Origin of the sequence: Streptomyces sp. NPDC059852, assembly GCF_042731455.1 — a bacterium.
Taxonomy (GTDB): Bacteria; Actinomycetota; Actinomycetes; order Streptomycetales; family Streptomycetaceae; genus Streptomyces.
In genome coordinates this window covers 42,731-55,751 of record NZ_JBHWJK010000010.1, presented here as the reverse complement: position 1 = coordinate 55,751, position 13,021 = coordinate 42,731, and the positions used below count along the sequence as shown (strand labels likewise).

Sequence of the window (13,021 nt, the reverse complement as noted above, 5' to 3'; positions counted from 1 at the left end):
ACCTTCGTTGGCCGCAAACCGTCGGACCGGATGCCCCGGAATAGACGAAGCCCCTGGCGCAATAGCGCAAGGGGCTCTTGCACAAAGATGCTACCCGAGGAAGCGAGGCATGGCCGAGGTGGCGACTTTCGCGAGGTCCGATCAGCTGCTGGTGGTGATAGATCCGGTTGCCCGCAGGACGGACGGGGAGTCCGTGCGGATCGCGAAAGACGTGCTCAGCGCGGGTGCGACCACGAAGGTGTGCCTGCCGGAGGACGGTGACGAGTTCGCCCGGGCGCTGGTGCGACGCGGTGCGCGCCGGCCGGTCGTGATCGGTGACGACGGCGCGTTGCTGCGCGCGGTGTCCCTGCTGCACCGGCAGCGGCAGCTGGCCGAATGCGTGCTGTCGGTGGTGCCGGTCGGCGGCGCGCTGTCGCTGGCCGCGTCCCTCGGGGTGCCGCTGGGCGCGGTGGCGGCGGCCCGCGCGGCGCTGGACGGCGCGGAGCGGCGGCTGGACCTGCTGGTCGACGACAGTGACGGCGTGGTCCTGGGCGGGCTGCGGATACCGCCGGTGCGCGATCCGGCGGTCCCGGCGGGGGCCACCGCACTGGGCCCGCGGCCGTGGCTGCGCACCTGCCAGTCCCTCGTACGGACGCTGGTGCCGGCGCGCGGCACCCCGGCGGCGGACTCCGCGGGGCCGTCCCGGCTGCGGATCGAGGTCGACGGCGACACGCTGATCGACCTGGACGAGCCGGTGGACGCGGTGTCGGTGACGCCGGGCGCCTCGGGGGTCGCGGCGGTGGAGGTGCACCGCGTGTCGGTGGGCGCGGCCGCGGTGCCGCTGCGGGCCGAGGGCCGTACGGTCACCGTGTCGGGCGCGCACTTCCGCTACCGCGCGGACGCCTCGGTGTCGGGCCCGGTCCGCCGCCGCACCTGGACGGTCGGCGAGGGTGCGCTGCGCCTGGTCCTGCCGGGGCACTGAACCACGGGCACTGAACCACGGGCACCGGGCCCGTTCAGTGGCCGAAGGTCTTCACCCGGTGCTCGCGCCACCGCTCCATGAGGGCGGCGAGCTCCCCTTCCAGGTACTCGAAGAAGGCGAGCGTCTCGGCGAGCCGCTGACCGCCGGGCGTGTCCGCGCCGAGGCTGTCGACGCCCTCGCGCAGGGTGCCCTCCCAGCGCCGCAGCACGGCGTCGCGATTGGTCAGCGCCTCGTACCACTGGTCGGAGTGGACCCGATAGCGCTCGCGCCGTGAGCCGGGCTCGCGCTCGCGGGAGACCATGTGCACCTGGGAGAGGTAGCGCACGGCGCCGGAGACGGCGGCCGGGCTGACCTGCAGCCGTGCGCCGAGTTCCGCGGAGGTCAGGGCGCCCGCGTCGGACGCGAGCAGCGCGGCGAACACCCGGGCGGCCATCCGCTGCATCCCGGCCTCGACCAGCTGCGCGGCGAAGGCCTCCACGAAGTCCGACACCGCCTGGGGGTCGCGTTCCGCCTCGGTCGGCTCCATCACCTGTCGATCACTCCCTGCGTCCGGCCTGCTCACGCGCCTTCCCCGAGTGTATCCGCCGTTCACTTCCTTCCTTACCTTCACAAATTTCTGAAGACAGCGTAGCTTCTGAGGCATGACGAAGGCCATCACCGTGTCCGGGCTGCACAAGTCGTTCGGCCGCACGCACGCGCTCGCCGGTCTCGACCTCGAGGTCGAGACCGGCGAGGTGCACGGCTTCCTCGGCCCGAACGGCTCCGGGAAGTCCACGACCATCCGCGTCCTGCTCGGCCTGCTGCGCGCCGACTCCGGTGCCGCCCAGGTGCTGGGCCGCGACCCCTGGAAGGACGCGGTCGAGGCGCACCGCCGTATCGCCTATGTCCCCGGCGACGTGACCCTGTGGCGCAACCTCTCCGGCGGCGAGGTCATCGACCTGTACGGCAGACTGCGCGGCGGCCTCGACACACGCCGCCGCGCGGAGCTGATCGAGCGCTTCGAGCTGGACCCGACGAAGAAGGGCCGCACCTACTCCAAGGGCAACCGGCAGAAGGTCGCCCTGGTCGCCGCCTTCGCCTCCGACGTCGACCTGCTCATCCTCGACGAGCCGACCTCCGGCCTCGACCCGCTGATGGAGGAGGTCTTCCGGCGCTGCGTCGAGGAGGAACGCGACCGCGGGCGCACGGTCCTGCTGTCCTCCCACATCCTCGGCGAGGTGGAGCAGCTGTGCGACCGGGTCAGCATCATCCGCAACGGCCGCACGGTCGAGAGCGGTTCGCTGGCCGACCTGCGCCATCTGACCCGGACCACCGTGACGGCCGAACTGGCGGGCCCCCCCGACGGGCTGGCGCACCTGCCCGGCGTGCACAACCTGGACGTACGGGGCCACCGGGTCAGCCTCCAGGTCGACCCCGGCGGACTCGACGCCGTCCTGCGCTCGCTCGGCGCGTCCGGCGTACGGTCGCTGACGTCGGCGCCGCCCACCCTGGAGGAGCTGTTCCTGCGGCACTACCAGGCAGGCGCCGTGCGCGAGGGGGCCGCCCGATGACCGCCGTCGCGCTCGCGTCCGCCGGCTCGCGTCCCCTCGCCGGCACCGGTGTGCTGCTGCGTCTCGCCCTGCGCCGCGACCGGGTGCTGATCCCGGTGTGGGTGGCGGTGAACGCCCTGATGGTCCTCTCCATGCCGGGCACCCTGGAGAACCTGTACGGCACCCCCGCCGAGCGGGCCGACCTGCTGCGCGGCACCGCCGCGAACCCGTCCTTCCGGGCGCTGGTCGGCCCCGTCTTCGACGACTCCACCGGCGCCCTGACGGCCTGGCGGGTCGGCGTCTACGCGGGGGTGCTCGCCGCCGTCATGAGCCTGCTCGTGGTCGTCCGGCACACCCGGGACGAGGAGGAGAGCGGACGTCAGGAGCTGGTCGCCGCCGGGATGGTGGGGCGCCGGGCGGCGCTGACCGCCGCACTGCTGGCGGCGGCCGTCGCGAACGCCGCCCTGGCCCTGCTCGTCACGGCCGGACTGGCCGGCCTCGGCGTCGCGGGCGCGCTCGCCTTCGGGCTGGGGCTCGCCGGGACCGGCATGGTCTTCGCGACCCTGGCGGCGATCGTCGCCCAGTTCACGCAGAGCGCGCGGCTCGCGCGAGGGCTGACGGCCGGGCTGCTGGGCGCCGCGTTCGTGCTGCGCGCGGCGGGCGACGCCGCGTCGGACGACGGTTCCTCGGCCCTGACCTGGGTGTCCCCGCTGGGCTGGCTGGAGAACCTGCGCGCGTTCGCCGGGGAGCGCTGGTGGGTGCTGTGGCTGTGCGCGGTGGCGGTCTGCGCCCAGGCGGCGGTGGCGTACGCGCTCACCGGGCGCCGGGACGTCGGCATGAGCTTCTGGCCCGCCCGGCCCGGCCCCGCGACGGGCCGGCTCGGCACACCGGCGGCGCTGGCCTGGCGGCTCCAGCGCGGCTCCCTCCTCGGCTGGGGCATCGGGTTCTTCCTGGCCGGGGTCGTGTACGGCGGACTGGCCGACGGGGTGGCCGACCTGGTCGGCGACAACGCCGGCGCCCGCGCGGTCTTCGAGCGCATGGGCGGCCGGTCGGGCCTGACGGACGCGTTCCTGGCTTCGATGACCGGGATGCTCGGGCTGGTCGCCGCCCTGTTCGTGGTCGGCGCGGTCCTGCGCCTGCACGGCGAGGAGACCTCGGCGCGCGCGGAGCCCGTGCTGGCGAACGCGGTGGGCCGGGTGCGCTGGGCCGCCGGGCATCTGCTGATCGCCTTCGCCGGCTCGGCCCTGATCATGTTCCTCGCGGGCCTGGGCCTCGCCGCCGGCCACGGCCGCGACATCGGCCCCCTCCTCGCGGGCTGCCTCGTCCAGCTTCCCGCGATCTGGCTGGTCGGCGCCCTGGCGGTGCTGCTGTACGGGGTGCTGCCCCGGGCGGCGACGGCGGCGTGGGGCATCGCCGGCGCGGTCCTCCTGATCGGCTGGGTCGGCCCCGCCCTGGACGTACCGCGGACGGTCCTGGACCTCTCTCCCTACGGCCACCTCCCCAAGCTCCCGGGCGGAACGATGGAGTGGCCCCCGGTCGTCACCCTCCTCGCCCTGGCGACGGCACTCACGGCGGCGGGGCTGGCGGGGTTGCGGGGGCGGGATGTGGCGGGGTGAGAGGGTCAGTCGACGACGTCCTTGAGCTCGGCGGTGTCGATGTCGATGCCGACGGGGTCCGGGAGTGTGACCTTGCCGCCGAACTTGACCACGTGAATGTCCCGGTAGCCGTCCGAACCGTCCGGAGCACTGTGGACCAGGATCGATGAGGCGTCACGGTCGATCAGCAGGTAGACCGGGATGCCCGCCTCGGCGTACGCCTGAGGCTTCTCCACACGATCGCGCCTGTGGGTGTCCGAGTCGTAGGACGTGATCTCGACCGCCATGAGGACACCCTCGGGTTCGGCCCAGGTGCCCTGCGCGTTGAAGTGCCCGACGGGCGCCAGCACCGCGTCGGGCCTGGCGCGGCCCTCACGGTAGGCCGCGACCTTCAGCCCCTGTCCCGTCACATTGAGGTTGAGGTCGGGGCGTGCCTGCTTGCAGTGGAACGCCAACCACATGGCGATCTCGCCGTGTCGTCCGTTAGTCAACTTCCTGAGCCCGATCCGTCCGTCGATGAACTCGAACCTGACGGTCTCGTCCTCACGCTCGGCGAACTCGGCGATCCGCTCGAACATGTCCACCGACAACTGAGACGACGCACGCTCTGCCATAACCGTCATGGTGCCTCCCTTCGCAGGCGGGCACCAGCGTGCCGAGCACGCGGCCGCGACGCGGGCCGTTCACATGAGCATCAGTCCATCGGGTGATCAGCCCACCTCGACCCGCAGGCCCTCCAGCCCCCGGATCACGAAGTTCGGCTTGCGCTCGGGGTCCGCGGACGGGCGCAGGTCCGGGGCCTGTTCCAGGAGGGCCGTCATCGAGGCCGCCAGTTCGATACGGGCCAGCGGGGCCCCGATGCAGTAGTGGATGCCCGCGCTGAAGGAGATGTGCGGGTTCTCCGCGCGAGTCAGGTCCAGGCGCTCCGGGTCGGCGAAGACGGCCGGGTCGTGGTTGGCGGAGCCGAAGAGCATGGCGATCTCCGCGCCGCGCGGGATCGTGGTGCCGTCGATCTCGATGTCGTCCAGCACCCAGCGCTCGAAGAGCTGGAGCGGGGTGTCGTAGCGCATCAGCTCCTCGATCGCGGACGGGATCAGCGTGTGGTCGGCGCGCAGCGCCGCGAGCTGGCCGGGGTTGCGGAACAGCGCCCACCAGCCGTTGACGGTGGCGTTCACCGTGGCCTCGTGCCCGGCGTTGAGCAGCAGGACGGCCGTCGAGATCATCTCCTGCTCGGTGAGCCGGTCGTCCTCGTCGTGCGCCGCGATCAGCCCGGAGATCAGGTCGTCGCCCGGCTCCTTGCGGCGGGCCGCGATCAGCTCCCGCAGGTAGTCGGAGAACTCCACCGACGCGCGGACCGCCTTCGCCGCCGTCTCCTCGGACGGGTTCAGCTCGTACATCCCGCAGATGTCCGCCGACCAGGGGCGCAGTGGCCCGCGGTCGGCCTCCGGGATGCCGAGCATCTCCGCGATCACGGCGACCGGCAGCGGCTCGGCGACCTCCTTCAGCAGATCGCCGCCGCCCCGCTCGACCAGCCCGGCCACCAGCTCGCCCGCGAGGTCGCGCACGTACGGCCGCAGCCGCTCCACCGTGCGCGGGGTGAACGCCTTCGACACCAGGCGCCGGATACGGGTGTGGTCCGGCGGCTCCAGATCGAGCATGCCGTGGTCGTTGAGCGTGTGGAACGGCTCGTGCTCCGGCGGCGGCGCGCTGCGCCCGAACTCCTCGTGGGTGAACCGGTGCAGGTACGTCCGCCCGAGCCGGCGGTCGCGCAGCAGCGCGGAGACGTCGGCGTGGTGCGGCACCAGCCACTGGTTCGTGGGCTCGAACCAGTGCACCCGGCCCCGGGCGCGCAGTTCGGCGTAGGCGGGGTACGGGTCGGCGAGGAACGCCGGGTCCCAGGGGTCGAAGCCGAGGTCGGAAGGAGCTGCCATGGACGGACGGTAGACCGCCGTCCCCCCTTCTGACCAGGGTTCCAGGGGGTGCCCTCTACGCGGCGCCGAAGTCCGGGAGCGTGACCGTGCCGTCGTCGGCCAGCGGGAAGGACGGGTTGTGCGCGACCTCCCACGGGTGCCCGTCGGGGTCGGTGAAGGCCCCGGAGTAGAAGCCGACGACGTTGACGGCCGCCGGCTTGGTGACCGTCCCGCCCGCCTCCGGCACGGCCGCGAGCAGGGCGTCGACCTCCGCCCGCGAGCGGACGTTGTGCGCGAGGACGACGCCGCCGAAGACGCCGGGCCGCCCCGGCTCGAGGCCGCAGTCCCGGGCCAGCTTCTCCCGGCTCCACAGCACCAGCCCGAGGCCGCCCGCCTGGAAGAAGACGGTCTCCTCGACCTCCTGCCCCCGCCAGCCCAGCGCCGCGTAGAAGGACTTCGCGCGGGCGAGGTCGGATACTCCCAGCGTGATCAGGGTGATGCGCTGCTCCATGGGGTCACCGTAGCCCCGCGAGGGTCCGCTAGCCGGGTGTGACCAGCCGGGCCTCGTACGCGAACACCGCCGCCTGCGTCCGGTCGCGCAGCCCGAGCTTGACCAGGATGCGGCTGACGTGGGTCTTGATCGTGGACTCGGCGACCACGAGCCGCTCGGCGATCTCGGAGTTCGACAGGCCCTGCGCGATCAGCACCAGCACCTCCGTCTCCCGCTCGGTCAACTCCCCGTACGCCGCGTGCGCGGACGACATCGCGCGCGGGGCGTCGGACAGCTTGGAGAACTCGGTGATCAGCCGCCGGGTGACCGACGGGGCGAGCAGCGCCTCCCCGGCGGCCACGACCCGCACCCCGTCCGCGAGCTGGCGCGCGGAGGCGTCCTTCAGCAGGAAGCCCGACGCCCCGGCCCGCAGCGCCTGGTACACGTACTCGTCGAGGTCGAACGTGGTCAGCACCAGCACCTTCGCCGCCCCGTCGGCGGCGACGATCTCGCGGGTCGCCTCGATGCCGTTCAGCTCGGGCATGCGGATGTCCATCAGCACCACGTCCGGGGCCAGCTCACGGACCCGCTCCACCGCCTCGCGGCCGTTGACGGCCTCCCCGACGACCTCGATGTCCGGCATCGCGTTCAGCAGGACCGAGAAGCCCTCACGGACCATCATCTGGTCGTCGGCGATCAGTACCCGGATGGTCATGCGCTGTCCTCCGCGGCCGCCTCGACGGGCAGGAACACCGCCACCTCGTAGCCGCCGTCGTCCGTCGCGGCGGCCGTCATCCGCCCGTTGAGCATGGAGACCCGCTCCCGCATGCCGGTGATGCCGTGCCCGGCGCCCGGCGACGGTTTCACCAGGGCCGACGCGGGCGGCGGGCCGTTGACTATGCGCAGGCCGAGCCCGCCGAGAACGTAGCCGACCTCGACCTGGGCGCTCGCGCCGGGCGCGTGCCGCAGGCTGTTGCTGAGCGCCTCCTGCACGATCCGGTACGCGGACAGCTCCACGCCGGGCGGCAGGTCGCGGACCGCGCCGGTCACCGTCTTGCGCACGTCGAGCCCGGCCTCCCGCACATTGGCGAGGAGGGCGTCCAGGTCGGCGAGGGTGGGCTGCGGGGCGTCCGGCGCCTCGTAGTCCTCGGCGCGGACCACACCGAGGATGCGGCGCAGCTCGGTGAGGGCGGCGACCGCGTTCTCCCGGATGGTGGCGAAGGCGCGCTCCAGCTCCTCGGGCGGGTTCTCCACCCGGTAGGGCGCGGCCTCGGCCTGGATGGCGACGACCGACATGTGGTGGGCGACCACGTCGTGCAGTTCGCGGGCGATGGTGGTGCGCTCCTCCAGCAGGGTGCGCCGGGACCGCTCCTGCGCGGTGACCGTCTGCTGGGCGGTCACCTCCTGCTGCGCGGCCTGACGGACGTGCCGCAGGGACACCACGAGCAGGGCGAACGCGGACGTCACCAGCATCGGGGCGCCGTTGGAGTAGTAGTACGACCCTCCGATGACGCCGTCCGAGAGGACGACGTACACGGCGGTGACGACCCACATCCAGACGGCGGTGCGGGGACGGGTGCGCAGCGCCACCACGACCAGCACCGTGAGGTGGCAGAGGAACGCGCCGGGCATCCACGGCCAGTCCGACCCGCCGCCGTTGAGGGCCGCGGTCACCGGTGTGATCGCGAGGGACAGCCAGAAGGCGCCGACGGGCCGGGTCAGCGTGGTGACGACGGGCAGCGCGCACAGCAGACCGGTCAGCAGGGCCCTGCCGTCCCCGCCGGGCTCGCTGCCGGACAGGGTGCCGATCAGCAGGGTGAACAGCGCGATCCCGGCGACCACGGCGTGCGGGAGGCGTTCGGCGGCGGTACGCGCCCGGGCGGGCAGCCGGCGCAGGAACGGGCCGTCGGTACGCCAGGGCGGCAGCGGGCGGTAGGCGAACGGGTCGCGGAACAGGTCGTCGCGCAGTCCCTGCAGCGAGTTGCGGGCCAGCCGGTACTCCGGGCTGCGCTGCTTGCCCGCGTCGCCCGGCGGCGGGGGCGGCATCTGGGTCGTCTCGGTCACGTACAGCACCGTAGGCGCAGGGCGGGGGCCCGGTCGTCCCCATGGAGGCGGGTTCTCCTGCGTACATCTCAGGTACTACGGGGAGCACCGCAGGTCGCGGGGGGTGCGGCCGGGGCGGTGGGCCACGGCCCGCCCGCTCACCACGCCAGCTGGGCGATCTCCTCGGCGACGACCGCGCAGGCGTCCGCGGAGGGGTCGATCAGCGGGAAGTGGCCGACGTCCTCCAGCAGGGTCAGCCCGGCCACCTCGCCCGCCTTCGCCGCCGCGTCCGCGTACGCCTCGGCGACGGCCTGCGGGACCACGATGTCGGTACGGCCCTGGACCAGCGTGGTCGCGATGCCGGTGGGCAGCAGCAGCGCCGGATCGGCGTACGGCTGCCGCTCGGCGTACTCCGGTCCGCTGCCGAGGAACTGGCGTACGGCGCCGCCGCACACGTCCAGCTTGTCGGCGACGGAGAGGTCGGCGATCGGCGCGAGCGCCACGACTCCGCGCAGCGGCGGGGGCCCGTCGGTGCGCCAGCCGGAGCCGGCGGGCAGGACGTGCCGGGCGGCCGCCCACAGCGCCAGGTGCCCGCCGGCGGAGTGCCCGGCGAGCACCATCCGGCGCGCGTCGGCCTGCGGCAGCGCCTCCCGGGCCAGCGCGGGCAGCGCGTCCAGGGCGGCGGCGACGTCGTCGAAGGTGTCCGGCCAGCGCCCGGCGTCCGTGTCGGACCCTTCGGCGCCGCGCCGGTACTCCACGTTCGCCACGGCGAAGCCGCGCCGGGCCAGGAAGCCCGCGAACGGGGTGAGGTGCCGCCGGTCGTAGGCGGCCCGCCAGGCACCGCCGTGCAGCAGGACGACCAGGGGTGCCGGTCCGGCGGGCACGTCGGTGCCGCGCGGCGCGTAGAAGTCGACGACCTGGTCGGGGTGGGCGCCGTAGGAGGCGGTGGCGTCGGGTTCGACGGGCGGGTGCGAGAAGGCCGACTCCTCCTCGGCGGCGTCCCGGGCAGCGGCGACGTCGTCCGGCATGCTCCAACCTCTCAGCGATGAAACGGATTTGGACGGAAGCGGGGGTGACGGACCAGGGGGACACCTCGGCCGTTGGCGGGGACGGTATCAGGCGGATGACGTGCGCGAACACACGCCTGTCACGCACGGTGAGGATCAAACGGTCCCGTGGTGCCGTTACGCTGGCCGCGCGGGACGCACCGCGCCCACCGTGTGCACCAAGGAGGCCGAAATGTCCGCCGAACCCGGCACCGTCCGTCCCGGAGGGCGTACCGCCCGTGTCCGCGCGGCCGTGCTGCGGGCCACCGGGGACGTGCTGGCGGAACACGGGTTCCACGACCTCGACCTCGCGGACGTCGCCCGCCGGGCGGAGGTCGGCAGGACGACCGTGTACCGGCGCTGGGGCTCGGCGACCGGACTGGTCACGGACCTGCTCGCGGAGATGGCCGAGGAGTCCTCGCCGCGTGAGGAGACCGGAACAGCGCTGGGCGACCTGCGGGCCAACGCCACGCTGGTGCGGCGCACCCTGTCCGACCCCCGGCAGGGGCCGCTGTTCCGCGCGGTCATCGCGGCGGCGGCGTGCGACGACCGCACGGCGGCGGCCCTGCGCCGGTTCTACGAGGCACGGGTCGCCGAGTGGGCGCCCTGCGTCGAACAGGCCGTCGGGCGCGGGGAGTTCCCCGCCGGCACCGACGCGCGCGCGGTCGTGCGGGCGGTGTCGGCACCCCTCTACTACGGGCTGCTGACGACCGGGACGGCCCCGGACGCCCCCGCCGCGGACCGCGCCGCACGCGCCGCGCACGCCGCCGCGGCGGCGGGGGTGTTCGTGGCCTGAACGCCCCCTAGGCCCCCAGCACGTCCGCCAGGACGCGGGCCGCCCGCTCGGTGTCCGCGAAGGACACGTACAGCGGGGTGAAGCCGAAGCGCAGCACGTCCGGGTGGCGGAAGTCGCCGACCACGCCCCGCGCGATCAGCTCCCTCATCACGTCCCCGGCGTCCGCGCAGCGCAGCGCCACCTGGCTGCCGCGCTCGGCGTGGGAGGCCGGCGTCACCGACTCCACCCGCCCGGCGGGCGCGTACGCCTCGACGCACTCCAGGAAGAAGTCCGTCAGCGCCAGCGACTTGGTCCGTACCGCCTCCACCGGCACCCCGTCCCACACGTCCAGGGCCGCCTCCAGGGCGAGCATGGACAGGATGTCGGGTGTGCCGACCCGGCCGCGTGCGGCGCCGAGGGCCGCGGTGAAGTCCCGGTGCATCCCGAAGGGTTCGGCGTGCGAGTTCCACCCCGGCAGCGGCGAGTCGAACCGGTCCTGCAGACCCCGGCGCACATACAGGTACGCCGGTGAACCCGGGCCGCCGTTCAGGTACTTGTAGGTGCAGCCGACCGCCAGGTCCACGCCGTGCTCGTCCAGCCCGACCGGCAGCGCGCCCGCGCTGTGGCACAGGTCCCACACGGACACCGCGCCCGCCGCGCGCACGGCCGCCGTGAGCGACGGCAGGTCGTGCAGCCGCCCGGTGCGGTAGTCGACGTGGTTGAGCAGCACGGCGGCCGTACGGTCGCCCAGCGCGTCCGGCACCTCGGCGGGCGTCACGGGCCGCAGCGTACGGCCGGTCATCCGGGCCGCCGACTCGGCGATGTACCCGTCCGTGGGGAACGTGGTGGCGTCGACGAGGATCTCGTCGCGGCCGTCCCCGGCGATCCGCACGGCGGCCACCAGCGCCTTGAACACGTTGACGCTGGTGGAGTCGCCGACGACGATCTGCCCGGGCGCCGCGCCGACCAGCGGGGCGATCCGGTCGCCGATCCGCTCCGGCGCGGTCCACCAGCCGCTCTCGTCCCAGGAGCGGATGCGCAGTTCGCCCCACTGCCGGCGCACGACGTCCTCGACGCGGCCGGGGACGTGCGCGGGCAGGGCGCCCAGGGAGTTGCCGTCGAGGTAGACGACGTCGTCCAGGACGAACTCCGCGCGCTTGGCGGCGAGTTCGTCGTCGGCGTCCAGCTTCTCGGCCCGCGCGGCGAGCTCGGCCGGCTCAGACATGGGACCTCGCCGTCCACAGCTCCGGGAAGACGTTCTTCTGGGCACGCTTCTCCAGCCAGGCCACTCCGGCCGAGCCGCCGGTGCCGGCCTTGGCGCCCATCGCGCGGCGGGTGGCGACCAGGTGGTCGTTGCGCCAGCGCCACACCAGTTCGGCGACGTCCGTGAGCGCCTCGCCCAGACGGGTGAGCTCGGCGTTCTGGTCGCCGGTGTAGATCTCCGCCCAGACCGCCTCGACGGCCTCCGAGGGCTCGTAGCGGCGGGTGACGTCCCGGGTGAGCACCGCCTCAGGGATCGCGTGGCCGCGCCGGGCGAGGAAGCGCAGCACCTCGTCGTACAGGCTCGGCTCGTGCAGGGCCTTCTCCAGCTCCGCGTGGACGCGCGGGGCGCCGCGGTGCGGGACCAGCATCGACGCCGACTTCTCGCCGAGCAGGAACTCCAGCCGCCGGTACATCGCGGACTGGAAGCCGGAGCCCTCGCCGAGGGCGCTGCGGTACGAGTTGAACTGGGCCGGCGTGAGCTGTCCGAGCGGCGTCCAGGAGGCGTTCAGGGCCTCCAGCTCCCGCACGGACCGCTTGAGGGCGTCGACCGCCACACCGGGGCGGTCCTCGCGCAGCGCGCGGGCCGCGGTCTCCCACTCGTGGACGATGACGGTGAACCACAGCTCCATGACCTGGGTCGTGACCAGGAAGACCATCTCTCCGGGATCGTCGGAGAGGGTGTGCTGCAGGTGGGTGAGGACGTCCGCCTTGACGTAGTCCTCGTACGGTGTCGTACCCGCGAAGTCGAGATTCGGGGTCTCGGGCTCCTGAGTCCCCGCGGTGGTGTCCGCGGACCGATGAGCCTGCTGGGACATCGCTGTCTCCTGTGTAACTCCGGGTAGCGGTCCGCCCTGCCGTTATCGGCAAAGGGGCCCCGGTCCCCACCGGCATCCTCAGTCATGTCCCCGGAACCCCGCAAGGCCCGCCCGGTCACACCGGGCGGGCCTCGCGCCGGGCCGAACGACCTAGCCCAGGGTCTGGGCGGCCGTCGGCGAGGAGTCCTTCAGGAACTGCGAGCAGCGCTCGTACTCCTCCTGCTCGCCGATCGACCCGGCGGCCCGGGCGAGGGCGTGCAGGGCCCGCAGGAAGCCCCGGTTCGGCTCGTGCTCCCACGGCACGGGCCCATGGCCCTTCCAGCCGTTGCGGCGCAGCGCGTCCAGACCGCGGTGGTAGCCGGTCCGGGCGTAGGCGTACGACTCGACGACGCTGCCCCGCTCGAACGCCTCGTCGGCGAGCTGGGCCCAGGCCAGGGAGGAGGTCGGGTACCGGGCGGCGACCTCCGAGGGCGCGGTACCGCTCGCGAGCGCCTCGCGGGGCTCCGGGTCGTCGGGCAGATGGGTCGGGGGCGGACCCCCGAGCAGGTTCTCGTGAATGGCCATGGTCCCAGTGTGGTCCATCGGCCCACCCCG

Annotated in this window: 14 protein-coding genes; 4 read left to right on the top strand and 10 right to left on the bottom strand. The window is 73.7% G+C overall.

The window, feature by feature from the left end:
* The first annotated feature begins 109 nt into the window (after positions 1 to 109).
* Complete coding sequence (locus ACFV46_RS15365; protein ID WP_361924156.1) at positions 110 to 961, top strand: diacylglycerol kinase family protein; 852 nt, start codon at positions 110 to 112, stop codon at positions 959 to 961.
* Between the two features lie 34 nt (positions 962 to 995).
* Here the strand turns inward: ACFV46_RS15365 and ACFV46_RS15360 are convergent, their stop codons facing one another.
* On the bottom strand, positions 996 to 1,487 hold the full coding sequence (locus ACFV46_RS15360) for a GbsR/MarR family transcriptional regulator (protein ID WP_376727697.1): 492 nt from the start codon (positions 1,485 to 1,487) through the stop codon (positions 996 to 998).
* 115 nt (positions 1,488 to 1,602) lie between these two features.
* Here ACFV46_RS15360 and ACFV46_RS15355 point away from each other — a divergent pair, with 115 nt between their 5' ends.
* Together ACFV46_RS15355 and ACFV46_RS15350 are read left to right on the top strand one after the other, a co-directional pair.
* Positions 1,603 to 2,511 carry an ATP-binding cassette domain-containing protein gene (locus ACFV46_RS15355; RefSeq protein WP_385498521.1) on the top strand — a complete coding sequence of 303 codons (909 nt, stop codon included), beginning with the start codon at positions 1,603 to 1,605 and terminating at the stop codon, positions 2,509 to 2,511.
* Positions 2,508 to 4,106: an ABC transporter permease gene (locus ACFV46_RS15350; RefSeq protein ID WP_385498520.1), complete on the top strand. Its 1,599-nt coding sequence runs from the start codon at positions 2,508 to 2,510 to the stop codon at positions 4,104 to 4,106. Before ACFV46_RS15355 ends, ACFV46_RS15350 begins: the two co-directional genes overlap by 4 nt.
* Before the next feature lie 5 nt (positions 4,107 to 4,111).
* On the opposite strand, the gene ACFV46_RS15345 is transcribed toward ACFV46_RS15350, so the two are convergent.
* The 6 genes from ACFV46_RS15345 to ACFV46_RS15320 form a co-directional block, all read right to left on the bottom strand.
* On the bottom strand, positions 4,112 to 4,708 hold the full coding sequence (locus tag ACFV46_RS15345) for a Uma2 family endonuclease (RefSeq protein ID WP_376727676.1): 597 nt from the start codon (positions 4,706 to 4,708) through the stop codon (positions 4,112 to 4,114).
* Positions 4,709 to 4,795: 87 nt separating this feature from the next.
* Positions 4,796 to 6,016, bottom strand: a complete 1,221-nt coding sequence (locus ACFV46_RS15340; RefSeq protein WP_385498518.1) for a cytochrome P450 — start codon at positions 6,014 to 6,016, stop codon at positions 4,796 to 4,798.
* A 55-nt stretch (positions 6,017 to 6,071) separates the two neighbouring features.
* The gene (locus ACFV46_RS15335; protein WP_385498517.1) at positions 6,072 to 6,506 is read right to left on the bottom strand and encodes a VOC family protein; all 435 of its coding nucleotides are present in this window, start codon (positions 6,504 to 6,506) and stop codon (positions 6,072 to 6,074) included.
* A gap of 28 nt (positions 6,507 to 6,534) precedes the next feature.
* A complete protein-coding gene (locus ACFV46_RS15330) occupies positions 6,535 to 7,200 on the bottom strand; it encodes a response regulator transcription factor (RefSeq protein WP_062673638.1) in 666 nt (221 codons plus the stop codon).
* A complete protein-coding gene (locus ACFV46_RS15325; RefSeq protein ID WP_385498516.1) occupies positions 7,197 to 8,549 on the bottom strand; it encodes a sensor histidine kinase in 1,353 nt (450 codons plus the stop codon). The genes ACFV46_RS15330 and ACFV46_RS15325 overlap by 4 nt, the downstream gene beginning before the upstream one ends.
* A 137-nt stretch (positions 8,550 to 8,686) precedes the next feature.
* The gene (locus tag ACFV46_RS15320) at positions 8,687 to 9,556 is read right to left on the bottom strand and encodes an alpha/beta hydrolase (RefSeq protein ID WP_361924168.1); all 870 of its coding nucleotides are present in this window, start codon (positions 9,554 to 9,556) and stop codon (positions 8,687 to 8,689) included.
* 211 nt (positions 9,557 to 9,767) lie between these two features.
* Here ACFV46_RS15320 and ACFV46_RS15315 point away from each other — a divergent pair, with 211 nt between their 5' ends.
* Positions 9,768 to 10,370: a TetR/AcrR family transcriptional regulator gene (locus ACFV46_RS15315; protein ID WP_376727671.1), complete on the top strand. Its 603-nt coding sequence runs from the start codon at positions 9,768 to 9,770 to the stop codon at positions 10,368 to 10,370.
* A 7-nt stretch (positions 10,371 to 10,377) separates the two neighbouring features.
* On the opposite strand, the gene kynU is transcribed toward ACFV46_RS15315, so the two are convergent.
* The 3 genes from kynU to ACFV46_RS15300 form a co-directional block, all read right to left on the bottom strand.
* On the bottom strand, positions 10,378 to 11,574 hold the full coding sequence (kynU, locus tag ACFV46_RS15310; protein WP_385498514.1) for a kynureninase: 1,197 nt from the start codon (positions 11,572 to 11,574) through the stop codon (positions 10,378 to 10,380).
* Positions 11,567 to 12,427 carry a tryptophan 2,3-dioxygenase family protein gene (locus tag ACFV46_RS15305; protein ID WP_361924174.1) on the bottom strand — a complete coding sequence of 287 codons (861 nt, stop codon included), beginning with the start codon at positions 12,425 to 12,427 and terminating at the stop codon, positions 11,567 to 11,569. The genes kynU and ACFV46_RS15305 overlap by 8 nt, the downstream gene beginning before the upstream one ends.
* Before the next feature lie 150 nt (positions 12,428 to 12,577).
* The gene (locus ACFV46_RS15300; RefSeq protein ID WP_361924176.1) at positions 12,578 to 12,991 is read right to left on the bottom strand and encodes a DUF3151 domain-containing protein; all 414 of its coding nucleotides are present in this window, start codon (positions 12,989 to 12,991) and stop codon (positions 12,578 to 12,580) included.
* Positions 12,992 to 13,021: the final 30 nt, after the last annotated feature.

Bases quoted from the DNA above. Each gene is read 5' to 3' on its own strand.
- ACFV46_RS15300 (WP_361924176.1), bottom strand. From the start codon at position 12,991: ATGGCCATTCACGAGAACCTGCTCGGGGGTCCGCCCCCGACCCATCTG.
- kynU (WP_385498514.1), bottom strand. From the start codon at position 11,574: ATGTCTGAGCCGGCCGAGCTCGCCGCGCGGGCCGAGAAGCTGGACGCC.
- ACFV46_RS15305 (WP_361924174.1), bottom strand. From the start codon at position 12,427: ATGTCCCAGCAGGCTCATCGGTCCGCGGACACCACCGCGGGGACTCAG.
- ACFV46_RS15335 (WP_385498517.1), bottom strand. From the start codon at position 6,506: ATGGAGCAGCGCATCACCCTGATCACGCTGGGAGTATCCGACCTCGCC.
- ACFV46_RS15340 (WP_385498518.1), bottom strand. From the start codon at position 6,016: ATGGCAGCTCCTTCCGACCTCGGCTTCGACCCCTGGGACCCGGCGTTC.
- ACFV46_RS15330 (WP_062673638.1), bottom strand. From the start codon at position 7,200: ATGACCATCCGGGTACTGATCGCCGACGACCAGATGATGGTCCGTGAG.
- ACFV46_RS15365 (WP_361924156.1), top strand. From the start codon at position 110: ATGGCCGAGGTGGCGACTTTCGCGAGGTCCGATCAGCTGCTGGTGGTG.
- ACFV46_RS15360 (WP_376727697.1), bottom strand. From the start codon at position 1,487: ATGGAGCCGACCGAGGCGGAACGCGACCCCCAGGCGGTGTCGGACTTC.
- ACFV46_RS15350 (WP_385498520.1), top strand. From the start codon at position 2,508: ATGACCGCCGTCGCGCTCGCGTCCGCCGGCTCGCGTCCCCTCGCCGGC.
- ACFV46_RS15315 (WP_376727671.1), top strand. From the start codon at position 9,768: ATGTCCGCCGAACCCGGCACCGTCCGTCCCGGAGGGCGTACCGCCCGT.
- ACFV46_RS15345 (WP_376727676.1), bottom strand. From the start codon at position 4,708: ATGACGGTTATGGCAGAGCGTGCGTCGTCTCAGTTGTCGGTGGACATG.
- ACFV46_RS15355 (WP_385498521.1), top strand. From the start codon at position 1,603: ATGACGAAGGCCATCACCGTGTCCGGGCTGCACAAGTCGTTCGGCCGC.
- ACFV46_RS15320 (WP_361924168.1), bottom strand. From the start codon at position 9,556: ATGCCGGACGACGTCGCCGCTGCCCGGGACGCCGCCGAGGAGGAGTCG.